General features: G+C 65.6%; 25 protein-coding genes. 11 read left to right on the forward strand and 14 right to left on the reverse strand.

Annotated features, from left to right (window positions below; genetic code table 11):
* Positions 1-55 precede the first annotated feature (55 nt).
* From Mal64_RS02380 to Mal64_RS02400, 5 genes are all read left to right on the forward strand, one after another.
* Positions 56-370: a DMT family transporter gene (locus tag Mal64_RS02380; protein ID WP_146396500.1), complete on the forward strand. Its 315-nt coding sequence runs from the start codon at positions 56-58 to the stop codon at positions 368-370.
* Positions 371-432: 62 nt separating this feature from the next.
* Positions 433-1,122, forward strand: a complete 690-nt coding sequence (locus tag Mal64_RS02385; protein WP_146396503.1) for an HAD family hydrolase — start codon at positions 433-435, stop codon at positions 1,120-1,122.
* 184 nt (positions 1,123-1,306) lie between these two features.
* Positions 1,307-2,806 (forward strand): Si-specific NAD(P)(+) transhydrogenase, encoded by a 1,500-nt coding sequence (gene sthA / locus Mal64_RS02390; RefSeq protein ID WP_146396506.1) that lies wholly within the window; start codon positions 1,307-1,309, stop codon positions 2,804-2,806.
* A gap of 342 nt (positions 2,807-3,148) precedes the next feature.
* A complete protein-coding gene (locus tag Mal64_RS02395; RefSeq protein WP_146396509.1) occupies positions 3,149-4,699 on the forward strand; it encodes a pectate lyase family protein in 1,551 nt (516 codons plus the stop codon).
* A 442-nt stretch (positions 4,700-5,141) separates the two neighbouring features.
* Complete coding sequence (locus Mal64_RS02400) at positions 5,142-6,485, forward strand: serpin family protein (RefSeq protein WP_197525368.1); 1,344 nt, start codon at positions 5,142-5,144, stop codon at positions 6,483-6,485.
* A gap of 32 nt (positions 6,486-6,517) precedes the next feature.
* Here Mal64_RS02400 and Mal64_RS02405 read toward each other — a convergent pair whose 3' ends face one another.
* The 5 genes from Mal64_RS02405 to Mal64_RS20310 all read right to left on the reverse strand — a co-directional run bounded on the left by Mal64_RS02405 (position 6,518) and on the right by Mal64_RS20310 (position 10,446).
* Positions 6,518-7,633 carry a prenyltransferase/squalene oxidase repeat-containing protein gene (locus Mal64_RS02405; RefSeq protein ID WP_146396515.1) on the reverse strand — a complete coding sequence of 372 codons (1,116 nt, stop codon included), beginning with the start codon at positions 7,631-7,633 and terminating at the stop codon, positions 6,518-6,520.
* A 138-nt stretch (positions 7,634-7,771) separates the two neighbouring features.
* Complete coding sequence (locus tag Mal64_RS19590) at positions 7,772-7,921, reverse strand: hypothetical protein (RefSeq protein WP_197525369.1); 150 nt, start codon at positions 7,919-7,921, stop codon at positions 7,772-7,774.
* Complete coding sequence (locus Mal64_RS02410) at positions 7,918-8,427, reverse strand: Minf_1886 family protein (RefSeq protein ID WP_231993561.1); 510 nt, start codon at positions 8,425-8,427, stop codon at positions 7,918-7,920. The genes Mal64_RS19590 and Mal64_RS02410 overlap by 4 nt, the downstream gene beginning before the upstream one ends.
* Before the next feature lie 140 nt (positions 8,428-8,567).
* Positions 8,568-9,650, reverse strand: a complete 1,083-nt coding sequence (locus tag Mal64_RS02415; protein WP_231993562.1) for a PSP1 domain-containing protein — start codon at positions 9,648-9,650, stop codon at positions 8,568-8,570.
* Between the two features lie 223 nt (positions 9,651-9,873).
* Positions 9,874-10,446, reverse strand: coding sequence for a response regulator transcription factor (locus Mal64_RS20310; protein WP_315852743.1), 573 nt, complete (start codon positions 10,444-10,446; stop codon positions 9,874-9,876).
* A gap of 588 nt (positions 10,447-11,034) precedes the next feature.
* Here Mal64_RS20310 and Mal64_RS02425 point away from each other — a divergent pair.
* Entirely contained in the window at positions 11,035-11,397 is a 363-nt protein-coding gene (locus Mal64_RS02425; RefSeq protein ID WP_146396518.1) for a 4a-hydroxytetrahydrobiopterin dehydratase, read from the forward strand.
* Between the two features lie 56 nt (positions 11,398-11,453).
* On the opposite strand, the gene Mal64_RS02430 is transcribed toward Mal64_RS02425, so the two are convergent.
* A complete protein-coding gene (locus Mal64_RS02430) occupies positions 11,454-11,723 on the reverse strand; it encodes a BON domain-containing protein (RefSeq protein ID WP_146396521.1) in 270 nt (89 codons plus the stop codon).
* 520 nt (positions 11,724-12,243) lie between these two features.
* Between Mal64_RS02430 and Mal64_RS02435 the strand changes: the two genes are divergently transcribed.
* From Mal64_RS02435 to Mal64_RS02445, 3 genes are all read left to right on the forward strand, one after another.
* Positions 12,244-13,254 (forward strand): YhdH/YhfP family quinone oxidoreductase, encoded by a 1,011-nt coding sequence (locus Mal64_RS02435; RefSeq protein ID WP_197525370.1) that lies wholly within the window; start codon positions 12,244-12,246, stop codon positions 13,252-13,254.
* Positions 13,255-13,393: 139 nt separating this feature from the next.
* Positions 13,394-15,370, forward strand: coding sequence for an acetate--CoA ligase (gene acs, locus Mal64_RS02440; RefSeq protein WP_146396527.1), 1,977 nt, complete (start codon positions 13,394-13,396; stop codon positions 15,368-15,370).
* A 250-nt stretch (positions 15,371-15,620) separates the two neighbouring features.
* Positions 15,621-15,926 carry a hypothetical protein gene (locus tag Mal64_RS02445; RefSeq protein ID WP_146396531.1) on the forward strand — a complete coding sequence of 102 codons (306 nt, stop codon included), beginning with the start codon at positions 15,621-15,623 and terminating at the stop codon, positions 15,924-15,926.
* A gap of 182 nt (positions 15,927-16,108) precedes the next feature.
* Here the strand turns inward: Mal64_RS02445 and Mal64_RS02450 are convergent, their stop codons facing one another.
* The 3 genes from Mal64_RS02450 to Mal64_RS02460 form a co-directional block, all read right to left on the reverse strand.
* On the reverse strand, positions 16,109-17,647 hold the full coding sequence (locus tag Mal64_RS02450) for a hypothetical protein (RefSeq protein WP_146396534.1): 1,539 nt from the start codon (positions 17,645-17,647) through the stop codon (positions 16,109-16,111).
* The gene (locus tag Mal64_RS02455) at positions 17,644-18,684 is read right to left on the reverse strand and encodes a glycosyltransferase family 2 protein (protein ID WP_146396537.1); all 1,041 of its coding nucleotides are present in this window, start codon (positions 18,682-18,684) and stop codon (positions 17,644-17,646) included. The genes Mal64_RS02450 and Mal64_RS02455 overlap by 4 nt, the downstream gene beginning before the upstream one ends.
* A 100-nt stretch (positions 18,685-18,784) precedes the next feature.
* Entirely contained in the window at positions 18,785-19,765 is a 981-nt protein-coding gene (locus Mal64_RS02460; RefSeq protein ID WP_197525371.1) for a lysylphosphatidylglycerol synthase transmembrane domain-containing protein, read from the reverse strand.
* 175 nt (positions 19,766-19,940) lie between these two features.
* On the opposite strand from Mal64_RS02460, the gene Mal64_RS20070 reads away from it, so the two are divergent.
* Both Mal64_RS20070 and Mal64_RS02470 read left to right on the forward strand, forming a co-directional pair.
* Positions 19,941-21,383, forward strand: coding sequence for an AI-2E family transporter (locus Mal64_RS20070; RefSeq protein ID WP_146396542.1), 1,443 nt, complete (start codon positions 19,941-19,943; stop codon positions 21,381-21,383).
* A gap of 134 nt (positions 21,384-21,517) precedes the next feature.
* Positions 21,518-23,230, forward strand: a complete 1,713-nt coding sequence (locus Mal64_RS02470; protein ID WP_146396544.1) for a hypothetical protein — start codon at positions 21,518-21,520, stop codon at positions 23,228-23,230.
* 119 nt (positions 23,231-23,349) lie between these two features.
* On the opposite strand, the gene Mal64_RS02475 is transcribed toward Mal64_RS02470, so the two are convergent.
* From Mal64_RS02475 to dnaJ, 5 genes are all read right to left on the reverse strand, one after another.
* Positions 23,350-24,369, reverse strand: coding sequence for a hypothetical protein (locus Mal64_RS02475; RefSeq protein ID WP_146396547.1), 1,020 nt, complete (start codon positions 24,367-24,369; stop codon positions 23,350-23,352).
* Positions 24,370-24,472: 103 nt separating this feature from the next.
* Positions 24,473-24,628, reverse strand: coding sequence for a DNA gyrase inhibitor YacG (locus tag Mal64_RS02480; RefSeq protein WP_146396550.1), 156 nt, complete (start codon positions 24,626-24,628; stop codon positions 24,473-24,475).
* A 171-nt stretch (positions 24,629-24,799) separates the two neighbouring features.
* Entirely contained in the window at positions 24,800-25,102 is a 303-nt protein-coding gene (locus Mal64_RS02485; RefSeq protein ID WP_146396553.1) for an FmdB family zinc ribbon protein, read from the reverse strand.
* Between the two features lie 28 nt (positions 25,103-25,130).
* A complete protein-coding gene (locus Mal64_RS02490) occupies positions 25,131-25,706 on the reverse strand; it encodes a nucleotide exchange factor GrpE (protein WP_146396556.1) in 576 nt (191 codons plus the stop codon).
* Positions 25,707-25,778: 72 nt separating this feature from the next.
* Positions 25,779-26,942, reverse strand: coding sequence for a molecular chaperone DnaJ (dnaJ, locus tag Mal64_RS02495; protein WP_146396560.1), 1,164 nt, complete (start codon positions 26,940-26,942; stop codon positions 25,779-25,781).
* Positions 26,943-26,993: the final 51 nt, after the last annotated feature.

Genomic DNA, 26,993 nt, shown 5'->3' on the forward strand with positions numbered 1-26,993 from the left:
CGGCCAGCGCTACCGCCGAGCGGCCAACCGCCACCTTGGAATCGAAGAGATCAATATGGCCTGGGTATATCTGTTCGTAGCGGCCGCGTTGGAGATCGGCTGGGCCGTTGGCCTGAAATACTCCCACGGGTTCACCAAGCCCTTGCCGAGCGTGCTGACTGTGGTCGCCATGGTCCTCAGTCTCGTGCTCTTGGCGATGGCGGTACGAACACTGCCCATCGGGACCAGCTACGCCATATGGACCGGCATCGGCGCCGTCGGGACCGCGGTGCTCGGCATCGCCCTGTTCTCCGAGCCGGTCACCGCGTGGCGTGTTTTATTCCTGCTGCTGATCGTGGGCGGCATCGCCGGGCTGAAGGTCACGGCTTAGCAACGAGCCTGTCGAACGAGCCGACCGTTGCCGTCGGCCGGTCTCGCCCTACAATCGCTGTCATGAAAGCTTGCTTATTCGACATCGATGGGACCCTCGTGCAAACCGGCGGCGCTGGCGTCCAGGCGTTCGCCCAAACGTTTGCCGAGGAGTTCGGCGTGCCGGAGATCTCGCGATCGATCTCGTTCGCCGGCCGCAGCGATCGGGCGATCGCCGGCGACCTGCTCGAGATCCATGAGCTTGGCGACACGCCCGAGAACTGGTCCCGTTTCCAAGCGGGCTACCTGCCGAGGCTCACCAAGAAGCTCGCCGAGTGTGTCGGCACGGTGCTGCCGGGTGTTGTGGCGTTGCTCGACAAGCTCGAGGCGCAGGGAGATGTGCAGATCGGCCTGCTGACGGGCAACATCCGCCGCGGCGCCGAGGCCAAGCTCTCGCACTACGGCCTATGGGACCGCTTCGCGTTCGGCGGCTTCGGCGACGACCTGCCGATGCGCGACGACATCGCCGCGGCGTCGGTCGCCCTGGCCCGGGCGCGGCACCAAGCCGAGCCGCTCTCGGCCCACGATGGCCATGAGCGGGTGGTCGTTATCGGCGACACGCCGAACGACATCACCTGCGCCCACGCGATCGGCGCCCTGGCCGTCGGCGTGCCGACCGGGCACACGCCGGTGGAAGTCATCGAGGCCGAAGGCCCCGACCTGGTGGTCGACACGCTCGAAGACGACGCGCAGATCCTCGCCTGGTTCGCCTGAGCGGGCGGCGCTCTCTCGCCCCGCCCCAACCCCCACGACCCGCGCGACCGGCCCCAGCCGCTCCGTAGGAATGCCGCAGGCCGCACGGCGACAGGCCCCGGGCTTGTTCACGCCCTAGGTTTATCCATCGGGCGCCACGCGCCCACGGAGGCGATAACCTTACATCGACGGAAGAGACACGACCATGCGTTACGACTTGGCGGTAATCGGCAGCGGGCCCGGCGGACAGAAGGCGGCCATCGCCGCGGCGAAGCTCGGCAAGCGGGTTGCGATCGTCGAACGCCGCAAGGAGCTAGTCGGCGGCGTCTGCCTGCACACCGGCACGATCCCGTCGAAGACCATGCGCGAGGCGATCCTCCACCTCACCGGCTTCCGCCAACGCGAGGTCTACGGCGACCAATACCGCCACCGCGCGTCGATCACAATGGACGCCCTGCGTCAGAAGCTCGAGCAGGTCAGCCGCAACGAGTGGGAAGTGATCCAGGACCAGTTCGACCGCAACGGCGTCGACACTTACTTCGGCGAGGCGAGCTTCCTGTCGCCCAACAAGCTGGAGCTCGACGACGGCGAGGCCACCCAGGTGGTCGAGGCCGATCACGTGCTGATCGCCACGGGCACACGCCCGGCGCGACCCGACCACATACCGTTCGACGGCCGCAACGTCTTCGACTCCGACGAGTTCTTGGACCTCGACCGCATCCCGCGCTCGATGGTCGTCGTGGGCGGCGGCGTGATCGGCATCGAGTACGGGCTGATGTTCGCCACGCTCGGCGTGCGCGTGACGGTGATCGACGGCCGCGATCGGCTGCTCGATTTCTGCGACCGCGAGATCGTCGACTCGCTCGTCTACCACGGCCGCTCGCTCGGCGTGGCGTTCCGCCTCGGCGAGGCGGTGAGCGAGGTCCGCAAGGTCCGCGAGGGCGTCGTCGCGGTGGAGCTCGAAAGCGGCAAACGCATCCTCGGCGAGACCGTTCTCTTCAGTGTCGGCCGTCAGGGCGACAGCGACCGACTCAAGCTCGGCGCCGCCGGGCTCGACCCCGACAACCGCGGCCGGCTGAAGTGCAGCGAGGCGTTCCAGACCGAGGTCCCCCACATCTACGCCGTCGGCGACGTGGTCGGCTTCCCCGCCCTGGCCAGCGCGTCGATGGAGCAGGGCCGCCAGGCCGTCTGCCACATGTTCGGCGTCCCCTGCCCGCCGTCGGGCGAAATCCCTTACGGCCTGTTCACCGTGCCGGAGATCTCGCTCATCGGCAAGACCGAGCAGCAGCTCACCGCCGACCACGCGCCGTACGAGATGGGCATCGCCCGTTTCTCGGAGATCGCCCGCGGCCACATCACGGGCGACAAGACCGGCATGCTCAAGCTGCTCTTCCACCGCGAAACGCTCCAGCTGCTCGGCGTCCACGCCATCGGCGAGGCGGCCACCGAGATCGTGCACATCGGCCAAGCCGTGATGAGCTTCGGCGGCACGATCGAGTACTTCCGCGACGCGGTTTTCAACTACCCCACGATGGCGGAGTGCTACAAGGTCGCCGCGCTCGACGGCCTCAACAAACTGGCCGCTTACAACTGCGAGTCGCACGACGAGTCCGGCGGTGAGACCGGCGGCGAGCAACAAGTTTGCGTGCCGCCTGAACTCGGTGCAGTCGACCTGCCAACGGCCGAGCCCGTCGCCGTTGGCTGAACCGGTCGCCGTTGGCTGACTTGGGGGAAAAGCTATAGGGGCGCCGAACGCCAAAGCAGCGTCGGTGAGAACCCCGACACTCAAGCTCCCCCACCCCGCCACGCAGGGCGGCGGGCCATGGGCAGCCCAGCGGCCAATCGGCTAAAATAACCACGCGCCGGGCGCCCCTTTAAGGGAACGCCTCGCTGGTGCACATCGGCCCATGCCGGCGGCAAGCGTTCGGCGCGCTGAGCTCTGTAGAACTCAAGCGCCGTGCGCATCGCGATCGCTGTCACGATGCGCACGGCGACGACACGTCTCCTCCCTCCCCTTGTTGATCACCTACGCTCCAGGAGTCTTTCTGTGCCGAAGAACCATCGATTCCCCACGGCTTGTCTCGCGTTGGCTATGGCGTTGCTCATCCCCTGCCAGGCGTTCGGCCAAGCAGCGGGCGCCACGGTGCAAGAGCCCGAGCCCGGCATGGCCCCGCCCCTGCCCTTCGTCATGCCTTACGGCGTACCCGCCTTCCCCGGCGCGTGGGGCGGCGGCATGTTCACCACCGGCGGACGCGGCGGCAAGGTGATCGCGGTTACCAGCCTCAGCAACAGCGGACCGGGCAGCCTGCGCGAAGCGCTCGAGGCCGAGGGCCCGCGCATCGTGGTCTTCCGCGTGGCGGGCGTCATCGAACTCGAGTCGAACCTCGAGATCAATCACCCGAACATCACGATCGCCGGCCAGTCGGCCCCCGGCGACGGCGTTTGCTTGGCGTACGCCTCGCTCGACATCAACACGCACAACGTCGTCGTGCGCCACCTGCGCGTGCGGCGCGGTCTCACCTCCGGCGGCCAAGGCTCGGACAACATCGGCGGCCACCCCGAGCACCACGTGATCGTCGACCACTGCACCGCCAGTTGGGGACGCGACGAGAACCTGTCGCTCTACCGCCGCATGGCCCCGATGCCCGACCCCAACGAGCCCGGCAAGATCACGCGGGTCAAAGGCCCCGTGAGCAACCTCACGATCCAGTACTGCATCTCGAGCGAAGGCATGAAACCGGGCCACGAGTTCGGCGGCACCTGGGGCGGGGTCGATTCGACCTTCCACCACAACCTGTTCGCCTGCAACACCGGGCGCAACCCGTCGATCGGCATGAGCGGCGAGTTCGACTACCGAAACAACGTTATCTTCAACTGGCGCCACCGCACGATGGACGGCGGCGACGAGACCTCGCTAATCAACGTCATCAATAACTACTACAAGCCCGGCCCGGCGACCAACGACAACATGCTCAGCACGATCGCCCGCATCGAGCAACGCGACATGTACTCGCCCAGCAGCCGATTCCGGGGCGACTGGTACCCCCAAACCGACAAACGAGCGGGCAAGTGGTACGTGGCCGGCAACCTCGTCGAGGGCCACGCCGACGTGACGGCCGACAACTGGAAGGGCATGAAGATCGAGGGCAGCGCCCAAGACCTAGAGCACGCCCGCGTTCACACCCCCTTCGAGGGCTGGCCGGTCAACCAGCAGACCGCCACGGAAGCCTTTGAAGATGTCCTCGCCAAGGCGGGCGCCACGCTCCCGCGTCGCGACCCCGTCGACAAACGCGTCGTCCAGATGGTCCGCTCCGGCGAGGTGACCCACCGCAACGGCATCGTCAGCGATCCCGACCAGGTTGGCGGCTACCCCGAGTACGCCGCCGACGAGAACGAGATCCCAGCCGACCAAGACGGCGACGGCATGCCGGACGCCTGGGAAAAGAAGCACGGCCTCGACCCCGCCTCCGCTTCCGACGGCAGCCAAGACTCCGACAACGACGGCTACACCAACGTCGAGGAGTACCTCAACGGCACCGACCCGACCGAGAAGGTCGACTACACGGATCTGGCGAACAACGTCGACACGATCAGCTGATCGGCCGACTCACCGCGGACGACCCGGCCGCTTCCGGCGGCCGGGTCACGCGGCGACAAGATGATCACCCCTTACGGTCGAAGTCCAAAGCCGGCCGGCAAGTATCGCCGAAGGGCTTGGGGCAGCACATGCGACAGCCTCCATGACTTATGGGCCTGGGGAGGCCATGAATGGGCGTTCAGGAATTCAGGGGGAATCGAATCGAGCCAGCTTCGTTTGCATGGCGAAGCGTTCGAGTGAAACTTGATGCGTATAGTGTTAGTGCAGGTTAATCTGTATCACGGACACGACACCCAGAGAGCCGATTCGATAGCCCCCGTTCTATCGTTCCTGGGCCCACCATGACGCAACCTGTCTAAACGCGTGACACCGAAGTGCCTGTTCGGCCTTGATGGGTAGGAACAGTCGATTTCGAACTCCCCTTTTCCCACCTAATCTTGCCATGCTAGTCCGCCAATTGTTCTGTGGCCTGCTGCTATTCGCCGTGGCCTCTCCGGCAACGGCCCAGCTCGATGGGTTCCGCGAGCCAATACCGACCCACCAGCGGGGCGCTTTGCCCGACGCAACCACCGGGGCGGTGACCGGGCTGAATTCTTTCGGCTACGATCTCTTCAGCCAGCTGAAGGCGAGCGACAACGCCTTGATCTCGCCGCTGAGCATCACCACCGCTTTCGGCATGGCCTACGCCGGAGCGGCAGGCGGCACGGCCCATGAAATGGAGCGGGTCTTTGGCTTCTCATCCGACACGCACGTCGGCCTTGGGTCGCTGATCGCCGACCTGAACACCGAGCGTGACGGGCGCGAGATGCGGATTGCCAACCGCGTCTTTGCGCAAGAAGGGCTTCATCTCAAGCCCGGATTCGAAGCGATCAATCGCGACTCTTACGAGTCGCCGATCGAGCGGCTCAACTTTTACGTCGACACCGAGGCGTCGCGCGAGCACATCAACGACTGGGTCGAAGAGCAAACCAACGACCGCATCAAGGACCTGCTCCCTGGAGGTTCGGTCACTCAAGACACCAGGGTGGTGCTCACCAACGCGGTCTACTTGAACAGCCTGTGGAAACACGAGTTCCTCGAGCAGAGCACGCGCGATCGTGACTTCACTCTTGGCGATGGCTCGGTAGCGACCGCCTCGATGATGCACCAGACCGACACCTTCCGCTACGGCGAGTTCGACGGCTACCAGATGCTCGAGATGCCATACGCGGGCGACGACCTATCGATGGTCGTCATCCTGCCCGACGAGGCGGATGGTCTCAAGGAACTGGTGGATGCTTACGATGAGGAGCGGCTCGAGTCCGACTTCGATTCGTTGTCTCATGAACAGGTGAGAGTCGCCTTCCCGAAGTTCGAGTACGAGGCGACGATGTCGCTCAAAAATCCGCTTGTCGAGATGGGCCTGACCGAATCCTTTAGCAACGGCGCCGACTTCTCGAACCTCGCCGACGGCAGTTTCGCCATCAGCGACGTGCTGCACAAAACGTTCATCGACGTCAGCGAGAGCGGCACGGAAGCGGCCGCCGCCACGGCGATCGCTATCGGGTTGACCTCGGTGTTGCCCGATCCGCCGGAGCCCAAGGAGTTCACGGCCGACCAGTCTTTTCTGTTCGCGATCCGCGACAACCACAGCGACGCATTGATGTTCCTCGGACAACTGACCGACCCGTCATCCGACAAGGTCGTTATGAGTTACGAGACCACGAGCACGGTTCCTGAACCGAGTGCTTGGCTCATGGCGATGGCGGCGCTCGCCTGCTGCACCGGCAGCCGACGCTCAAGCTGACGGCGCCCGGAGCAGCCGACAAGACGCTCGACTCACTCGCCGCGGCAGTGCGCCAGCGCCAGCAAGCAGTACGACGTCGACAGGTTGGGGTCGGCTTCGAGCCAGCGCTCGTTGGCGTTGATCCAACTGCCGTCTTCCTTCTGCAGCTCGGCAAGCTTGGTGACGAGATCTTGGCGCCAGTCGTGCTCTTCGCCGTCGGCGTCGACCACGACCGACTCGCCGGCCGCGTCTAAGGCCTTGGCGAACGTGTGGTAGTAGTAGTAGAGCCCGCTCGTTCCCATGCCGGGGTTCTCGGCGAGCGTGTAGCTCGCGCCGATCCACTTCAACGCGGCCGCGACGCGCGGGTCGTCCTGGTCGAGGCCGGCGAAGATCATGCTCTTCAGGCCCGCGTAGGTCATCGAGCCGTAGCTGCGCAGGCCGCCGCTGGCCGTCTCGCCCGCCTGGCTCGAGCCGCCGGCCGCCGGGGTGTAGTAGAAGCCGCCGTCGTTCACCTTATCGGCGAACGGCGTGGTGTTGTGCTCGGTCTCGAGGTTCTGGGCGCGGCTGACGAACGCCAACGCCTTCTGCATCGCCGGGTCGTCGGCCTCTGTGCCGAGCTCGTGGAGCGCCTCGATCAGGAACGACGTGTTCGACAGGTCGGGCCGGCGGTGGTTGCCGTAGCCGGCGCCGCCGTAGCTGGTGCTCGTCGGGCCGTGGCCCTCTTCCTCGTCCCACTGCAGGCCCTTGAGGAACTTCTCGGCGGCGTCGAGCAGCGGCTTGTGTTTCGTGTCGCCGGTCGCCTTGAGGCACTGGACCGCCACGCAGGTCTCGTAGTTGCGGTGCGTCGATTGCGGCGAGCTGATGCTGCCGTCCTCGTTGGCGAATCGCACAACGTAATCCACCGCCTTGGAGACCATCGGGTCGCTCGGGCTGCGGCCGTTCTCCATCAGACCTGTGGCCACGAGCGCCGTGATCGCCGGGCCGGCGTGGCTGCTGAACGAGCCGTCCTCGGCCTGCGAGCTGCGCAGGAAACCGATCGCCCGGTCGACGCAGTCGCCAAGGCCGTCGGGAGTCGCCATCGCCGGGGCGACCATCGTCGATGCGGCTAGCGTGCAAGCGAACAAGGCGAGCGCAAAACGCCGCGTGCGAGTAGCAGGTGAAAAGGTCATGCCTGGGTTCTCCGTGTCGTGGATGCCGTAAGAATGCTGCGAAACGCAGCGTCGACCGTGGCGAGCCGCGCCATGGGGTCAATCGTAAACCTCTCGAGCAGTGCAAACCAAGCGCCGAACAGAGAAATCGACTCGGGCTCAGCCCGCGAACGCCATCCAAGCAAGAAAGAGCGTCCACGCCGCCAGTAGCACCGCGGCGAGTGTCGCCTGGCGCGACAGCCGACGGGGGGGCAGTGTCGCGCTGCGCGGCGCGGCGTCCTCAGATAGGCCGGGGTCCGCGCCGCTCAAGAGTGGCGTTCCTCGTCGTGGTCGGCGCCGGCGGCGCCAACGGCGAACACCTGCTTTTGTCCCAACGCCTCGGCGAAGTCGTAAACGTCGTCGAAGTCCTCACGGCGGTCGCTATCGGTCTTGCGCATCTGACCGATGTCGATCAGGTTGAAGACGATCTCACCGAAATCCCCCGTGGTGCGCACTCCCCAATGGCCAAGCACGCTCTGGGCCATCAGTCCGTAGCGGTCGATCGCATAGCCCTGGATCGCCCGACAGAGGTCTTGGCCGGTCACGTGGCGTTCGGGCTCCATGCCCTCCTCGTCGCCGGCTTGCTCGAACGGGTTTTCGTCGTCGGCCGCCTCGTCTTCGTCGCTGCTCTCGACCGGGGCGCCGAGACCGAGCTTCTCCTGAGCGTAGCGCAAGGCGTCGAACACGAACACGTAAGCGTCGAAGTGGTAGCGGTCGTCGCGCCTGAGCAATTCGGCCAACGGGTGCTTCGGATCGAGCATGGTTCGGTGAGACACGTGAAAACGCCTGCGTGAGTGTGCGCTGAACGCCACCGGGGCGAAGGGCGCTGCGGGAGCGGAGTGAAAATCAGTAGTCTTAGGGCGGCGGCGCCCGCCCCGCCACGTTTTTTATTCTAACAACTGGGTGCGGGTTTGAATCAAGCGTTTGGCTCAGGATCGCGATTCCCGCCATCGGGACTCGCCGGCGGCTCCCCGGGCGGCGTGGATGGAGACCGGTCGTCTGATTTCTCAGGGGCGACGGGCTTTTCCTGTGCGACTGGTTTATCCGAGGAGGCGGGCGGTTTTGGCTTGGGCTTGTCGGCCCCCGCCTCGCTTTTGGCGGCCTGCTTGCCGGCGCCGCCACCCTTGGCGCCGCCCCCCTTCGAGGCGCCGCCGCTTTTCGGCCCGCCCTTGGCCCCGCCACTTTCTTTGGGAGTCTCCAGCACGGTCAGCACGTCGGAGCTGTGGATCACGACCCGCCGGGAGTCTTCGGTCTGAACCAGCAGCTCGCCGGAGAGGATCTGCTGTGAGAGCACCTTCGCCCGGCCGTTGTTGGTCAGAATCTGGGCGCCCACTCGAGGAAGCTCGCGCTGCATGTCGCGATACGTGTCGTACTCGTACCGCAAACAGCACTTCAGACGGCCGCAACGGCCGGAGATCTTGGTCGGGTCGAGCGTCGCCTTCTGCAGCTTCGCCATCTTCATCGATACGGGCGGCATGTCGCTCAGGTGCGTGTTGCAGCAGACCGGCTTGCCGCAGTCGCCGTAATCGGCCAGCAGCTTCGCCTCGTCGCGAACGCCGATCTGGCACATCTCGACCCGGGTCTGAAACTCCTTGGCGAGGATCTTTACCAAGTCGCGGAAGTCGACCCGTTCGTCGGCCAGGTAGTAGATGACCACCCGCTCGCCGCCGTAGAGGCGTTCGACATCGACCACTTTGAGCTCGAGACCGAGCTCGGCGGATTTCTGCTCGCTGAGCTCCCGCTCGGTGGCTTGCTGCACACCCATCCGGCGGATCTCGACCTCGTCTTCGGTCGAGGCGAGCCGCAAGATTTGGCCCCCCTTGGGCGCCTTCATTTGCGATAGCACATGCTCGGAGGCCTCGCACAACACCTCGCCGGTCTCTAAACCGCGGCTCGTGCGTGCGATCACTTGGTGGCCACGCGCGTACGTGTCGCGCGACCGGGTTGAGAAAACCCCGAGGCTACGCATCGAACCGTGGCGGACAACGTATTTGGGCATTTCCGCAGGACGGAAGGGACGTCAGGGGGGATACTCAATAGAAGCTTCGGCGAGCGGAACCGACGAGGCCCACTCCCCAAGCATACCCCCCCGAGCCCTCGACGCACAGAGAAGCCTCCCCCCTGCGTCCGATGCCTTGCCCCAACCCGAGAGACCACAACTACAGCCCACCCGTCCGGCACCGGCGCCGGCCGCCGCAAGCATCGCTTCTCCGCGACGGAAGTTATAGCTCGATTACCCCATTACGGAGGGCGATGCGGATCAGCTCGAGCGATTTCTTGACGCCCAGCTTCTTCATCAGCCGGTACTTGTGGTTGTCGATCGTGCTCTCGGCGATCGAGAGCGCCTCGGCGCATTCACGGACCGACATGCCCTGCCCCACTAGGGCGAGCACCTCCCGCTCGCGGCGTGTGAGGCCGTTGAGCGGGTCGAGCGAATCGGCGGCCTCGGAGCCATCGGCAGATGTCGTAGAGTCGGCGCACCGGTTCAGGGCAGCCTCGAGGGTCCTCCAACCACAGCGACGCGAGACACGGTGAACCGTCTTGTACGATTTGGGGCTGTGCTTGCTCTGCACGGCAGATTTGTCGGCCGGGTCAACGAGCCAAACGACCGGCATGTAAGACGTATTGGCCGCGCGAGCCAATCGCGGGTCGTCGGTCAGCAACACCTTGTGGCTAAACGACGTAGAAGAGTTGAATCGCGAGATGAGCGACTCGGGATCGGCCATCGAAGGGGTCAAAAATTTCGATACGCCGAGTTGGGCGCTATACGCCTCCGCGTCGAGTCGGTGACGCATGGCAACCACCACCTGAACAGGGCTGGTCTTCGCTGGTAATACCGAGACCGGATCGCCAACGCCGCAACTGGCGGTTTCAGTGTATGTCACAATGCTTCCCCCCATGCATCGGAAAAGGAACGCCTTGCATGCCATAGCCGTCAGCCATAGCCGCTGGGCGTTTTGTCTCACTTCATGCGAGATATTTGCTATCTATTCGATAGCTGTGACGAGAATGTTGCATCACTCGTATGGAATAGCAACCTTCGCACCAAAGCGGTGAAAAGCCAACTTTCCCTCTGGTCAAGCTATTTAAGTCCTTCTGCCACAGGCTGTTGTGCAATTTGGACCGACTGTGGAGTCTTAGTACAGGTGACACAAAGTGACACGGAAAAATCAATATTTCACATTTACTGGCGTAATCGCACGGCGGTAAAGGCAACAGAGACTTCACAGCGGCCGAATGGTCTCGAAGATGTCACGGACTTTTTTTCGCTACCCCCTTTGGGCCGCTTTGGTAGGTCATGCAAGGCTGCATATCGATCGGCATAACCCGTGCGTGGCGATGGCCTAAAACCCCCAACTCCCCCCTGTCAAAACGGAGAAGTTATGACGGTACGAACCACCGAGGAACTGGTCGGAAAGAAATGCCTGCCCTGCGAGGGTGGCGTGCAGCCGTGCAGCCCTCAAGAAGCGCGTGACCAGCTGAAGCAGCTGGGCGACTGGCGGCTGACAGACGACGCAAAGCGCATCCGTCGTGAATGGGTAGTTGAGAACTTCATGGCTGGCATGAGGTTCTTCGAGGCGTGCGCTGAGCTCGCTGAGGAGGACGGGCACCACCCCGACCTGCACCTAGAAGGGTATCGCAACGTGTCCGTCGAACTGTGGACCCACGCCATTGGCGGGCTGAGCGAAAACGACTTCATCCTGGCGGCCAAGATCGACCGCTTGCCAATTGAACTCAAGCAGTAACCGGCCGCACAGCGGTGGCCGCTGCTGCGAGCCGTTGACTGTGAACCCCAGTAGAATCAGTAGCCCGCGGAGGCCACCGGCTTCTGCCGCATCGGCTCGCTGCTCACCCCGTAAGGGTTGACCACGACCAGTTCGTTGACGATCTGATTCACACCGTCAACGTGCTCGACCAGACTCTGCGCGGTCTGCTTCAGATAGAAGCTAGGCACGGTGCCGTCGAGTGTGAGCACGCCACGTTGAGCGTCGCAACGCACGTGGCGCAAGAAAAGATGGGAGCTCGAGCCGAGTTTCTTTTCGGCTTGATGCACGATCAGTGCGTCATTCATGTTGGTTCCTACCGCGTCCGTGTGGGAAGAGAGACTAGCAGAAGAGAGCCGCCTTACGACGCCGTCGTTCGATCACCAATCGAACTCTGGCTTATTAGGGCTAGCTGCGGCCGACTTGTCCGCAACAGCAATATCGCTCCCGAAGGTGTTCGGAATCTAGATCGATTTGTGCGAAACAGTGCGAGAATATGCCGCAACTTTTGACCGGCATACCACGTGCCAACGGCGGCTCTGACGGCACACGTAGCGAGCCGCGCCCCTGCACGCCGTTGAGAAACTTACGCAAGCCCGAAAAACCCATCGAGGCGCCATCGCGTACGTAGTCAATTGGGTTCCTACGCCACGACATCGAGAGTGGTTCGTCGACCACTCGAGAAGATTCTGGACCAACGAGCTGGCAGCAATGCGCGCCACTTGGTCAGCTAGCAGTCGCTGCACGGTTCCCTTATTTTGGATTCACCCGTCTTTAAAAAGTCAGCTAGCTTGCCAGCTTTTCTTACCCGCCACATCGAGCCCTGCCGTGACGACCACCCCACGCTTCCCCGCTTTCCTAGTCCGCGACACACCCGAAGGAGCCGCCGGTTCGGTCGAGTGGCTCGGGCGTGACGACCTGCCCGCCGGCGAGGTGCTGATCGAGGTCGGCTACTCCTCGCTCAACTACAAAGACGCGCTGGCCAGCCGTGGCAACAAGGGCGTTGCTCCGAGCCTGCCCCACGTGCCGGGGATCGACTGTGCGGGCGTTGTCGTCGAGAGTTCGTCGGACACAGTATCGGCGGGCGACGAAGTGCTGGTCACCGGCTACGACCTGGGCGGCGCGTCGTGGGGCGGTTGGTCGGGCCTGGTGCGTGTGCCTGCCGAGTGGGTCGTTCCGATGCCCGCCGGGCTCGATGCGCGCGCCGCGATGATCTACGGCACGGCCGGCTTTACCGCCGCGCAGTGCGTGACGGCGGTCAGCGATCGGGTGGCGCCCGAGGCGGGCGACGTGGTCGTGACCGGCGCCACGGGGGGAGTGGGCGTGCTGGCCGTGGCGATCTTGTCAAAGATCGGCTACCGCGTCACGGCGGTGACCGGCAAGTCGGAACAAGAAGCCATGCTGCGCGAGCTGGGGGCTAGTGCGGTCGTGGGGCGTGAGGCGGTGGTCGACGAGAGCGGCCGGCCGATGCTCAAAGAAAAATGGTCGGCGGCGGTCGACACGGTCGGCGGCGCCACCCTCGCCACGCTGCTGCGCAGCACGGCGCACCGCGGCGTTGTGGCGGCCTGCGGACTGGTCGGCGGGGCCGAGTTGCCGCTGACCGTTTACCCTTTCATCCTGCGCGGGGTCACGCTTGCCGGCATCGATTCGGCCAAATGCCCCCGCGAGCCGCGGCTGGAAATGTGGCGCCGGCTGGCGGGCGACTGGCGGGTCGAACTACCCGCGAAGATGATCACCGAGATCACCCTCGACGGCGTGGCGGGGCGTGTGGAGGAGATCCTCTCCGGCCAAGTCGCGGGGCGGACGCTCGTTCTGCCGACTCGGTCTAGCGCGGCGTGAAACCGCTATGCCGGCAGACCGTGCGGCGTGGGTTGACTCTTCCGCGCGGCTCCTCGCAGCGCTTACTTTCGCGGTTCTGCTGAACTAGAATCAGGGGCTCTCTCTTCGACAAGCTAGTTCTAGACACCGTGAGGCCGTTATGTCTTCCGCCGAGACTTCCCGTTCGATCGACACCGTGATGCGTGAAGAGCGACTCTTCCCGCCGCCCGAGGCTTTTTCGCACCGGGCCCACTTCAAGTCGCTCGACGAGTACGAGGTGGTGTGGGAGGCGGCCGCGGCCGACCCGCCGGCGTTCTGGGAGAAGCTCGCCCGCGAAGAGCTGCACTGGTTCGAGCCGTTCACCGAGACGCTCCGCTGGAACGAGCCGCAGAGCCAGCCCTTTGTGGCCGAGTGGTTCGTCGGCGGCAAGACGAACGCCTGCTACAACTGCGTCGACAAGCACGTGGCCGAGGGCCGCGGCGACAAGGTGGCCATCCTCTGGGAGGGCGAACCGGGCGACTCGCTCTCGCTCACTTACGCCGAGTTGCAGACCGAGGTCTCGAAGTTCGCCAACGCCCTTAAGTCGCTCGGCGTCGTGCCCGGCGATCGCGTTTCGATCTACATGCCGATGACCCCCGAGCTGGCGATCGCGATGCTCGCATGCGCGCGGATCGGCGCCGTCCACTCGGTGATCTTCGCCGGCTTCAGCGCCGAGGCGATCGCCGACCGCAACAACGACGCCGGCACGAAGGTGATGCTCACCGCCGACGGCGCTTGGCGCCGCGGCAAGGCGCTCGCGCTTAAGGAGACCGTCGACGAGGCGTTGGCCAAGTCGGCCACCGTCGAGCACTGCGTGGTGCTCAAGCGGACCGGGCAAGAGGTCCCCTGGACCGAGGGCCGCGACCACTGGTGGCACGACCTCATGCAGGAAGCGTCGGCCGACTGCCCCGCCACGCCGATGGACAGCGAGGCGCCGCTGTTCATCCTCTACACCTCAGGATCGACCGGCAAACCGAAGGGCATCAAGCACACCACGGCAGGCTACAACCTGTACGCCAAGAAGACGTACGAGTGGGTCTTCGACTACCAAGAGGACGACGTCTACTGGTGCACCGCGGACTGCGGCTGGATCACGGGGCACAGCTACTTGGTTTACGGACCGATGGCCGCCGGCGCCACCTGCGTGATGTACGAGGGCGCGCCCAACCACCCGGCCGAAGACCGCTTCTGGGAGATCATCGAGAAGTACAAAGTTTCGGTCTTTTACACCGCGCCCACGGCGATCCGGGCGTTCATCAAGTGGGGCGACGAGCACGTCGACAAGCACGACCTCAGCTCGTTGCGGCTGCTGGGCAGTGTGGGCGAAGGGATCAACCCCGAGGCGTGGATGTGGTACCACACGAAGATCGGCGGCGAACGCTGCCCGATCGTCGACACTTGGTGGCAAACCGAGACCGGCGGCATCATGATGTCGCCCCTGCCGGGCGCAATCGCCGCCAAACCGGGCAGCTGCACCAAGCCGCTACCGGGCGTCATCCCAAAGATTGTCGACGAACAGGGCGCCGAGGTCGGCGCCGACCAGGGCGGCATGCTGACGGTCGCCCACCCCTGGCCAGGCATGCTGCGTGGCTTGTGGGGTGACGACGATCGCTACAAGGAAGTCTACTGGTCCAAGGTCCCTGGCAAGTACCTGGCGGGCGACAACGCCCGTTGCGACTCGGACGGTTACTACTGGATCATGGGCCGCATCGACGACGTGCTCAACGTCTCGGGCCACAGGCTCTCGACGATCGAGATCGAGTCGGCGCTCGTCTCGCACCCGGCTGTGGCCGAGGCGGCGGCCGTCGGCCGGCCCCACGAACTCAAAGGCGAGGCCGTGGCCGTGTTCGTTACGCTCAAGGACGCCGAGCCGACCGATGAACTCCGCAAGGAGCTCAAGCTGCACGTCCGCAAGGAGATCGGCGCCCTGGCCCAGCCGGACGATATCCGCTTCACGAACTCGCTGCCGAAGACACGCAGCGGCAAGATCATGCGGCGTCTGCTTCGCGACATCGCCGCCGGCAAGGAACTGGTGGGCGACACCTCGACCGTGGAGGACTACGCCGCGCTGGCGAAGCTGCGCGACGACGAGGAGTGAGAGCCTCACTCAAAGCCACAAAGGCGTTAAGGGAGTCTATCGCCCGGAAAGATGGTGTTTGCGGCCGCAACCAAGCTTACTGAGGCTTCCACTACAGCAGGCGTGGTTTCGCATCAGCGCGAGGTAATCCTCTCGGTTTCATACCCAAGCGCTAGCAGTGAGGCGCCGAGCCCCCCATAATCGGGGAGCCCATTAACGGGAAGACAGCGAAGTGGCTTACCATCCGATTCCTTAGGCGGAGACAAGTTCGATGGAAGCTCTGATACCAATCCTCATCCAGTTGATCGGCGGCGCGGCGGGAGGCAACGTGGTCGGCGCGCTGCTCAAAAAATTGCCGATCGGCAAGATCCTCGCCACCGTGCTCGGGGCTGTCGGCGGAGTCGGCGCTGGGCAACTTGCTGACCTGCTTCCCATGCTGCAGCAAGTGCTTGGCGAGGGTGGCGGCGGCCTTTTGGGCGACGCCGGCGCCGGAGCCGGCGGCGGGGCGATCCTCACGCTCATCGTCGGCCTGATCAAGAAGGCGATGGCCGGCGGCGCACCGTCGGGCGACGCCTGAGTCGCAACGCCAAAAACAACCAACGAATAGCCCCGGCCAAGCTTGGTCGGGGTTTTTTTTCGCGATATTCGCGATAGAAGAATGGAACGCGGATAAACACAGATTGGGAGGATGAACGCGGATGGAAATCAGATCAGCGTTCGTCCGCTTGATCCGCGCCAATCCGCGTCCCATTCTTCTTCTCAGATCAGCGTGAAGCCCAAGTGATCCAGCCAGTTGTAGATCCACGGCTGGGTCCAGGGGTTCCATGTCGGGTAGCTCGCCGAGAGGGCGGAGAACGCCAAGAGCACGCCGCATAACGCGGCGCCGCCGCGGCTGCGAAGCAGGCGATCGGCCGCCGGCATGAGCAGCACGCACCACAGCGGGACGAACCAGAACATCCACCTCAGGCCGTTGGTCATGCCGCCGTAGTTGCGGTCGCCCTGCGGCCTAAAGCCGATGTAGAACGTCAGGCAGACGGCCGACAAGCCGAGCACGCCGAGCGCCAGCTCGCGCCGCGCCCGGTCGCCCCGCAGCAGCCAAGCGAGCCCGCCCGCCGCGCTCAGCAGCCACACCGGGGTGAGCGAGAACACGCCGTGGTGGCCGACCAGCGTGTGCAAGGCGTAGGTCGCCTTGGACGGCTCGCCGCGGTCGATGCTGCTGGGGCGGCGCCAGTAGCTGTCGCGCTCGCGGCCGTTCACCGTGTACGAGTAGTCGTACCAGTTGTCGGCGAGGTCGGTCTCGCTGCGGTGGGCGTACGGCGGCTTCCACGAGGCGTGGGCCCAGTAGGTCGTGCCGAAGAACGCCGCCGCCACGAGCGCCGCGGCCGGCAGGAACAACGCCAGCGCGCCGCGGGTGTGGCGCAGCAGCAGCTCGCCTCCCAAGAGGACGAAGAACGCCAGCGCCGGCAGCTCGTTCACCACGGTGAACGCGGCCGCCAGGCCGGCGACGACGAAGTCGATCGCTCGGGCGCTGTCGGGCGAGAAACGGATCCGCGACCACGCCACCAGGGCGACGGCCGCCGAGGCGGCGGCGATCAGGTGGTTGTTGAGCACCGGCGTGAAGGCCGAGAGCTGCGTGCCGAGCGCCGCGACGGCGACGGCGAAGATGCGGCCGGCGTCGGTCGCCCCCCACCGCTCGGCGAGATGGGCGACGCTCGCAAGCAGCACCAGCAGCGAGCCGCCACTGACGAGCAGCATCAAGATGCGTCCCACCACGTAGGGGTGCGTGCCGAGCGTCATGCCGGTGGTCTGGATGATCAACCAATACGGCGCCGCGATCAGGACCATCAGCAGCGGCGGCTTGCTGCTGTACTGGTGCAGTTCGCCGTCGCGGCCGCGGTGCTGCACCATGTCGATCGTGTCCCACGTCGGTTCGCCGAGGTAGCGTTCGATCTCGTGGTCGCCCTCTTCGGCGATGGCGCGGATCGCCATCCAGCGGCTGCGGTCGTTCGCGCTGAGAAACGGCCGCTGCAAACGCATCGCGTGCCGGAGGTCGTCGCTGCGCTCGGCGAGCTGGCGCTCGAACTCCTCGCCTTTGACGCCTTGCGCGGTGAGTTCGGCGCGGGCCTTGTCGATGGCGGCGGCGACGCGGCGTTGCTCGAGCTTCTGCACGTTCACGGCGTTGACGGCAAGGATCTTGCCCGCCGCCTGCCCCAAGGCCAGTGCGATCAGCACCGTGTAGACCACCCAGCGCAGCGGCCGGTTGGGGTCGCTAGCGGGGTCAGGCGTGGGAGAACTCATGACGCCTCGGCTCGTTGGTCGCTGTGCGTGTCAGTTGCGGGCCGCTCCGCAGGGGCCTGCTCGCTGCCGTCGACGTGCTCGGCGATGGAGTAAGCCTCGCCCTCACGGTGGAGCATCGACGCAACGAGCTCGGCGATCAGCCCCATCGAGAGGAACTGCGACCCGACGACGCACAGCGCGATCGAGTAGAACATCGCCGCGGTCTCGTGCAGGTGGATCGGCTCCATGCCGGGCAAGGCTCGTGACACGCCCCAGCGGACCGCCAAGTACGAGAGCCCGGCCGCCCCGGCCAAGAACGACGCCAAACCGACGCCCCCCAGCAGGTGCTGCGGCCGGTCGCCGAAGCGGGTCAGGAACTTCACCGTCAGCAGGTCGAGGAACCCCTTGAAGATCCGCGACGCGCCGTACTTCGACTCGCCGTGTTTGCGCGGGCGGTGGTGGACAGCGACCTCGCCCACGCGGAAGCCGCGCGAGGCGGCCAGCACCGGGATGAACCGGTGCAGCTCGCCGTAGAGGCTCACCTCGTCGAGCACCTCGCGGCGGTACGCCTTCAGGCCGCAGTTGTGATCGTTCAGCCGCACGCGCGTGAGCCCGCTGACCAAGCGGTTGAACGCCAACGACGGCCAACGCTTGTGCCACGGGTCTTGGCGGTCGACCTTCCAGCCGCTCACCACGTCGAGCTCCTTGCCTGCGCCTTCGCCGTCGAGGGCGGCGAGCAGCTTGGGGATCTCGCCCGGGTTGTCCTGCAGGTCGGCGTCCATCGTCACGATGACGGCGTGCTCCGCTTGGCCAAAGCCAGCGCTGAGCGCCGCGGCCTTGCCAAAGTTGCGCCGAAAGCGGACCCCTTCGAGCAACGGGTCTTGGGCGGCTAGCCCCTGGATCGTACGCCACGAGCCGTCGGTCGAGCCGTCGTCGACCAGCACGATTTGCATCGCGTAGTCGTTCGCCGCCGCCGTGGCGCGCAGCTCGGCGACAAGCTCGGCGAGACTCGCCGACTCGTTGAGCACGGGCACGACAACGGTTAGGGGACGGGGCATGGAGGGCAAAGCCGGAAGGGTTGAATGACGAAATCCGAATGACAAATGACGAAAGCGATTGGCGAGCCCGGCAGGTTCGTCATTCGGCATGCGTGCTTCGTCATTCCCTTGACGGGGTGTTCCTGGCGTCCGCCTCGGCTGTTCCTTTCCGACGCGACACCCCATATAGGATAGCACAGAGGCCCGCTTCCGAGAGAACCCAGATCAGCCGCAACGCGACTGCAGCCGACAGCGCGCCCCCCTCCCCCACCACCGGGGCGAGCAGCGTGAGGATGAGCCCCTCGCGCACCATCACACCGGCCGGCAGCAGCGACAGGAATCCCGCCACGACCGGCAGCGTGACCGAGAGCAGGCAGGCCCGTGCGGTCGCCAGGTCGAGGGCAGGCTCGGCGCCGACCGCCGCGAGGGTGAGCCACAAGCTCGTCGCCATGCCGCCCCAGGCGACGAGCGACGAGCACCACCCCTTGATCGAGAGACCGAGGTTCAGCCCCACCAGCGCGGCGGCGTCGCCTTGACGCCGGTTGAGCGTCAGGCGCGGGATGAGCCACCGAGCCACCGGCGGCAACGTTGGTGTAAGGCAAGCGAGCCCAAGGGCCGCGGCCAAGCTCTCGAGCCAGCGTGGGTGCTCGCCCGGGCCGAGGGCCAGCAGCAGCGCGGCGATCAGCCCGCCGACGGCCATGTACGTGAGGGTCTCGAAGAACACGCTCGCCGCGACCTGGCCAAGCTGGCCGCCCGAACCGCGCATCCGCTCGGTGCGGATCACGACCACGGCCGCCTTGCCTGGCACGTACTTGCCGAGCTGGCTCAGGTAGAACGCTAGGTGCGACGGCCCCGCGGGCGCCGGCTGGCCGAGCGCCAAGAGCGTCTGCCGCCAGAACCAGACCATCGGCAGGTACGAGGTCAGGAACATGAGTCCCGCCGCCACGCCGTAGAGCGGCCGCACGCGCACCTCTTGCTCGGTCAGCTGCCGCCAAGCGTCGCGCGCCGTGCCCCCCACGAACCACACGACCAGCAACACCACCGCCAGTTTGAGCAGAGCGACGGCAACGCGTTTCAGGCGAGGTGGGGGTTCGTTGGCCAAGGATGCGAGCGGAGTTGCGAAGTCAGAAAGGGAACGATCGTAAACGGGCGCCACGCAAGCCGCGATGCCCCCCAGGTGAAAGCTTTGTTAGAATCTTCGGCTCTTGGCGTCTATCCGACTAGCGCTCGGCCTCGGCGCCGCGAGTCGAGCCGCACCACAACACCCGATTGCAGCGATGTCTCAGCCGAAGAAAAAAAACGCCGAAAAGCCCGCCGCTAAGCAGCTCGACGAGGCGAAAAAAGAAGCCGCCGAACAAGCCGCTGCGGGCGATAACCCCGCACCGCACCTGCTCAAACCGGGGGTCAAGGCCGAGACCGACGAAGAACTTGGGTCGGTCCGCCTGGGGGGACTCAAGGGGCTGCCGCGGGTCGTGTCGCTGCTCGTTCTGGTGGCCGTGGTGCTGCTGATCGGCATGATGTTCTTCCGCGTGATGGCCGGCTTCCTGGTGCCGCTGTTCCTTGCGGCGGTGCTGGTCGTGGTGTTCCAGCCGCTGCACGACTGGGTGAAAGGTCACCTGCCCAACCGGCCCCGCCTGTCGGCCCTCGCCACCACGCTGCTGATCACACTGATCGTGATCGGCCCGTCCGTCTGGCTCGGCTGGAACGCCTACCGCGAGACAGAAACCGTTGTCAGCTCATTGCTCGACGAAGATTCACGTCGCCAGTTGGCCGAAAAACTAGGCGGCGAGGCGCAGCGCGCCATCGGCTGGTACCAAGAGAACGTCGACGCCAGCTTCAACTACAAGGAGACCATCGGCGAGTACACGGGCGAGGCCGCCAGCTGGGTCGGCGCCCTCGGCTTGCTAGGGGTGCAGACGATCTTTGCGGTCGTTGTCGGCACGGTCGTGATGATCATCGGGCTCTACTACTTCTTCGCCGACGGCCCGAAGATGCTCACCACATTGATGCGGCTCTCGCCGCTCGACGACGACTACGAGAAGGAGCTGTTCGACCGCTTCGTCCAGGTCAGCCGGGCGGTGGTCGTCGCCACGCTGCTCTCGGCCGTGGTGCAGGGATTGCTAGCGGGGCCGGGCTACTACTTCGCCTTCCGCGCCAGCGAGGGCCCCGCGCCGGCAGAAGCGGCTGCCGAAGCGCCGACGGAGGACCCCGACTCCAGCCGCCAGCAATCACTACCGCGGCTCAACGCCGCCGCGGGAAATGTTGCCCCAAGCGACGGCGCCGCCGACGGCGGGGCCGCGAGCGATGGAGACTTGGAACTGGAATACGAGACCCCCATCTTCCTGCTGACTGTGCTGACCATCGTGCTGGCGGTGGTGCCGTTCCTCGGCGCCGCGTCGGTCTGGGTCCCCGTTTCGCTCTGGATCTTCTTTGTCCAGCCCAACGGCTTCTGGCCGGGCATCGTGCTGGCGATTTACGGCTTCGCCATCGTCTCGACCAGTGACAACCTGATCAAGCCGATCGTGCTCCACGGCCAATCGAACCTGCACCCGCTGCTAGCCTTGCTGAGCGTGCTGGGGGGGATCCAAGTCCTGGGGCCGATCGGCATCCTCGTCGGCCCGATGCTCGTAGCGTTCTTGCAGGCGCTGCTCGAGATGCTCCGCCGCGAGATGGAGGGCATGCACGCCGAAGAGTCGACCGCTGCCGGAAACGCCGTGTGACGCGGAAAGTCGACGCAGACGGCGGGACTCGCCTAGGTTGCTATCGCCCGTTCGGCTAGAATTCAACGCCGAAGACGCCGGGCGCCCGCACATGGCGCGCCCTTTGGGATGCAAACGCCAGGAGCCCCCCCGCAATGGACGCCGCCACGATCGCCTTGATGCTCGCCGCCTTTGGCGCCAATTTCGGCTGGGTTCCGGTTGATTCCTCCGTGGACGCCCCGGCCGAGGCAGCCTCCGCTCAGGACGGCGCCGTCGAACCGGTGAGCTACGACTACACGATCCAGCTCGGCGCCGACGACCTCGAGGCGCTCCGCGAAGGCGTGCCGGCCATCGTGAGCCACATCCCCGACGCCGTGCAGCCGCTGCGCAGCGTGCGGGTGGTGGTGGGCTCCGGCGCGGTCGAGCGTCGCTACCACGCGTCGGACCGAGAGGCCGAGCATCAGATTCCCGCGACCGATGGCCCGAGCGCGGTCGCGTACCGTGTGGCCAAGCCGGTCGTGCCCGACTGGCCTCGCGACGGCTGGCAGGGGGTCGGTTCGGTGGACCTCGACGACATCAGCTCGGCGGACGAGACGGGCCAACGCCACACGGTTTACCAGAGCCCCAATGTCTACACCCCGCAGCTCCAGGAAGGATTTAGCCGAGCGGCCGAGCAGACGCAAGCGGCGCAAAACTGGGCTTTGGCTCAAGAGCAGCGGCGGCGTTCGATCGGCAGCGAGCTGCAAAACGGCGCCCAGAAGCTGTTTGAGGGCACCGGCCGAGTGCTCAACGACACCGGCGAGGTGATCCAGGGCACCGTGCTCAACACCCGCGACGGGTTGCAAAGACTGGTCGGCGCCGAGCCGGCGCCGGCCGGCAGCAACGCTTACGTGCCCAACTCTTACAACGCCGCCGCATACGATCCGGCGCTCTACAACCCGGCAGCGACACAAAACCCCACGACGGCCACGCAGGACGAACGCTCGGTGATCGCCCCGCCCAACGCGGCCTACTCACAAAATCAGCACTTCGCCGCCGGTCAGAACGGCGGTCAGCCACAGCCCAATGCTGCGCAACCCAACGGGACCCAGCTCAATGGGACCCAGCTCAGTGGGACCCAGCCCAGCGGCCCCCAGACGCCGGACCCCACTTGGCGGCAGACCGACTTGCAGCGTGAGCCAAGCCAGCTGACGCCGGTCTCGGGCGTGGACGACCGTGGCTATGGCTCCTCCCAAGGCGTCGGCGGCAATTCAGCCAACCAATGGCCCCTCAACGGCGGTTCTTCTTGGAACCCAACGGGCGTGTCGAATCAATCGCTCGTCACACCGCCCCAGAACGCTCAGCAACCGTACACGCCGGCCAACCAAGGCGCCAATTCTAACGGCCAAAGCCTTTGGCCCGACTGGCCGACCCCCACCTCGGGCCGCACCGATTACAACGGCTACCAGCAACAGCCCGTGCAGCAACCCCCTCAGCAGCAAGGGCAGTTCGCCCAGAACGGCAACGGTTATGGTTCGGCCCCGCAGCAACGCCAGACCAATTACTCCAACCCGGCAGGCCCTGCTCAGCCGAACAATAACGGCGGAGGAATCAATAACGGGGGCCACAACAATGCGGGTTTGACGGGCGGGGCGAATCCCAATGGCGCGACGCGAGCCGATATCTTCGGCTCCGATCTCGGCTCGCAATCCCAATCCCAGCAACAGCAGGCCGACGCGAACGGTGGCAGCAACAACATGCTGCTGTGGCTCGGCTTGGTCGGATCGATCTTGTTCAATGTCTACGTGTGGGGCACGTTCCTCGACATCCGCAACCGCTACCGCAACGTGCTGCGTCGCAACGGCGCCCCAGCAGCCGCAATGATGTAGATGCGAGCAGCGAGCCGGCGGGCGTCAGCCCCCGGGGTCGTCAGCAGCACAGTCGCCAGCAGCACGCATCGGCGCGCGAGCCACTCCCGGGGCTAACGCCCTCCGGCTCGCCAATCGCGCTACTCTTCGACGAACACTTCGTCCGCTTCCTGCTCGTCGATGTCGCGACGCAGGAGCAGATAGATCGCCGTCCCGGCCGTCGCCAAAAAGGCGGGGTAGTAACCGCGGGCGACCAGCATGAAGAGTTCGGTCCAACCGCGGATCATCCGCTCAGCGAGCGGGACCTCCATCGCCGGCTTGAGGATCGGAAAACCGGCGCCGGACAAGCGGCTCACGGCGACAGCGCCGCTCGCCAGGCCCTCGACCAACATGCCCCCCGCCCAACCGACGGCGGCGGCCATCACGATGTACGCCACCAGCCTCAGCGGCCGCTGCGTGACGTAGGCGAACATGCGGCTGAGCGAGTCGAGCGCGTCGGCCCGCTCGACGGCGATCGACGCCACCAGCAGCGGCCAGCCGATCACCAACGCGCCCGCCAGCACGACCCACAGCAAAGAGAGCACGAGCGCCACCGGCCACAAGGCCGCCGAAACCACCTCGCCCACGCCGAACCGTTGCGGCAGCGTGAACAGCTTCAAAAGCAAGAGCGGCGCCGCAACCACCAGACAAGCGAAAAGCTGCGCGGCGAGCAGCGTCTTCCAACGCCCGGCGACAAACCCCAGACCGCCCTTCAGGCCGATCCGCTCGCCGATCGTCAGCCGCAACGCCGCGATGCGAGCGACAACGCCCAAGGCGAAGCCCCACACCAAGAGACGCGCCAGCCAAGCGAAGCTCGCGGCGAGAGTCTCGCCAACGGCCACATCCTCGGCCACCCCGCCGTGGTAAGACGGCACCCCAGGGGGCGCCAACAAGCCCAGGCAGCGTTCGATCGCCTCGAGCGGCGCCCCCAGGGCGTACCTCGGTGACGAGAAAAACGCGTACGGGTCGGGCCAACCGCCCCACGCCCCACTGAGCACGAGGGCGGCGAAACCGACCAGCCAAACCCTGAGCCCAAAAGCGAGCCCAGCCCCCCGCAAGATCAATCGCCAGGCCGGTTCGCCCGGCGGCGTCGTGTCGGCGTGGGCGTCGTGGGCGGGCATGGCGAGGGGCGACGGTCGGTGTCGGCGGTGCGAATGCGTTGGTGCGGGCCCCTTAAGAATATCGATCCCCTCGACCGTCAACATCCCCCTCCCGCCGCCGGCGTCAGCCTTCGTAATCGTCGGGATCGGGCACGGCGGGAAGCGAGTTCGACTCGTCGAGCCAGCGCCCCAGGTCGATCGTCTTGCAACGCTCGCCGCAGAACGGCATCGCCTCGGTCTTTGCCGGATCGAACTCCTCGTTACAAACGGGGCAACGCACGACACACCTCAGTAATTAGAGAACCACAAAGGAACTAAGGAACGACGAAAAGAAGCGGCCCACGAATAAGCGCCAATAAAGACGAATAACGCAGATCCAGATTTTACTAGCGCGTATTCGTGGGCAGCTTCTTCTCGTCGTTCCGTCGTTCTATCGTGGTTCAAGAAAATGTCAGTCGGCCTTGGGCTTCGGCTTCGACTCGGTTTTCTTCTCCGCCTTCTTCTCGCCCTTCGACTCACTCTTGGGCTCGGAAGACTTCTTATCCTTCTCGGCCGCCTTCTTGTACGAGTCGCTGCGGTAGTCGGTCTCGTAGAAGCCTGAGCCCTTGAACACCACCGCCGCGCCCGTGCCGAACAAACGGCGGAGCTTCAGCTTGCTGCACTCGGGGCACTTGCGTTTGACCGGGTCCGACATCTGCTGGAACAGCTCGAACTCGTGGCCGCACGCATCGCACTCGTAATCGTAAGTGGGCATCGTCGTTTAACGCTCAGTGGAGGGGGGCTCAAGCCTCGGGCGCGCCCGAGGAAACAATCACCTGCGCGGGCCGCACGACGCGGTCGTGCATCTTGTAACCGACCTGCGTGGTCATGACGATCCGTCCCGCCTCGACTTCGGGCGAGGGCTGCTGCAAGATCGCCTCGTGCAGATCGGGATTGAACTCTTCGCCCTCGGTGGCGATCACTTCGCAGTTGTGCTGCGCCAAGAGCGTGACGAGCTGCTGCCGCACCAGGCGAAAGCCTTCGAGCAGCCCCGCGCCGGGGGCGCCCTCCTCGGGCGGCGTCTGCTCGGCGGCGGCGATCGCGCGGTCGATGTTGTCGAGCGCGGGCAGCAGGTCGCGGGCGATCGGCAAGGCGGCGTACTTGGCCATGTCGGCCAGCTCACGCGACTTGCGGCTGAGCACGTTCTGCAGTTCCGCCTGCAAGCGGAGCGAGCGATCGCGTTCCTCGGCCAGTTGCTGTTCGACCGTGGGGGCCGCCTCGTCGGCGCCGCCGCCTTCGGCCTTGGCGGCCGCTTGCTCTTGCGCGAGGTCGTCGACCGTCGCGTCGAACGATTCGGTTTCGGCTTCTTGATCGGGCATCTTCTTTTCAGCGATCTGTTGCGATGCGGGTTGTTGACGGTGAGCTCTGAGGGCAAACGGCGGGGCGTCGGGCTACTCGTCCGCCGTCCCTGCACCCCGGTTGCTTGAATCCTTCTCTTCGCTCTCGCCGGTGAAATAGTCTTTCAGCTGTTCGAAAAAACTCTTCCGCTCCGGGGCCACGTTCTTGTGCTCCAACTCGGCCAACTCACGGAGCAAGCGGTCCTCTTCGGGCGACAGCTTCTTGGGCACCTCGATGGTCACTTGCACCAGCAAGTCGCCGAGGCCGTGGCGCCGGGGGTCGGGCATGCCCTTGCCGCCGAGGCGGAACACGTCGCCCGACTGGGTGCCGGGCGGCACCTTCACCTCGCCGCGTCCCTCGAGCGTCGGCACCTCGAGCAGGCAGCCCAACGCGGCCTGCGTGTAGGTGATCGGCGCCCGGCAGATCAGGTGCTGCCCCTCGCGCTCGAACAGCGGGTGGTCGAGCACCGTGATGAAGCAGTAGCAGTCGCCCGGCGGGCCGCCCGAGGCCGAGGGCTCGCCCTGGCCCGGGATCCGCACGCGCGAGTTGTTGTCCACACCGGCCGGGATGCGCACCTCGGCCTCGAACACGCCGATCCGCTGCCCGCTCCCCTTGCAGCCGCGGCAAGGCTTGCTGATCGTGGCGCCCGCGCCGTGGCACGCCGGACACGTCGTCTGCATCCGCACGATGCCGGCCGACTGGATCACCCGGCCGTGCCCGCCGCAGTAGCCGCAGGTCTCTTTCTTGCTCCCCTCGGCCGCGCCCGAGCCGTCGCAATCGGAGCACGGTTCGTGGCGTTGGATCTCGACCGTTTTGGTCACCCCCTCGGCCGCCTCGTGCAACGAGAGCGTCAGGTCGCAACGGACGTCGCGTCCCTTGCGGCTGCGCGAGCGTCCGCCCCCGCCAAACAAGTCGCCGAACACGTCGCCGAAGGCCGAGAAGATGTCCTCCACGTCGTTGAAGCCGCCGCCGCCCTGCCCCGCGGCGCCGTTCACCCCGGCGTGGCCGAAGCGGTCGTAACGCGAGCGTTTCTCCTGGTCGCTGAGGACCTCGAACGCCTCGGCCGCCTCTTTGAAGCGGCCGATCGCCTCCTCGTCACCCGGGTTCTTGTCCGGGTGGTACTTGATCGCCATCTTGCGGTACGACGAGGCGATCGTGTCGCCGTCGGCGTCACGCGAGACGCTGAGCACTTCGTAATAATCGCGCTGGGTCGCCATCATCGCTGCTTACGTTTTTTGACCACGGATTTCACGGATGGACACGGATAA

The sequence above is a fragment of the Pseudobythopirellula maris genome (genome assembly GCF_007859945.1).
Taxonomy (GTDB): Bacteria; Planctomycetota; Planctomycetia; order Pirellulales; family Lacipirellulaceae; genus Pseudobythopirellula; species Pseudobythopirellula maris.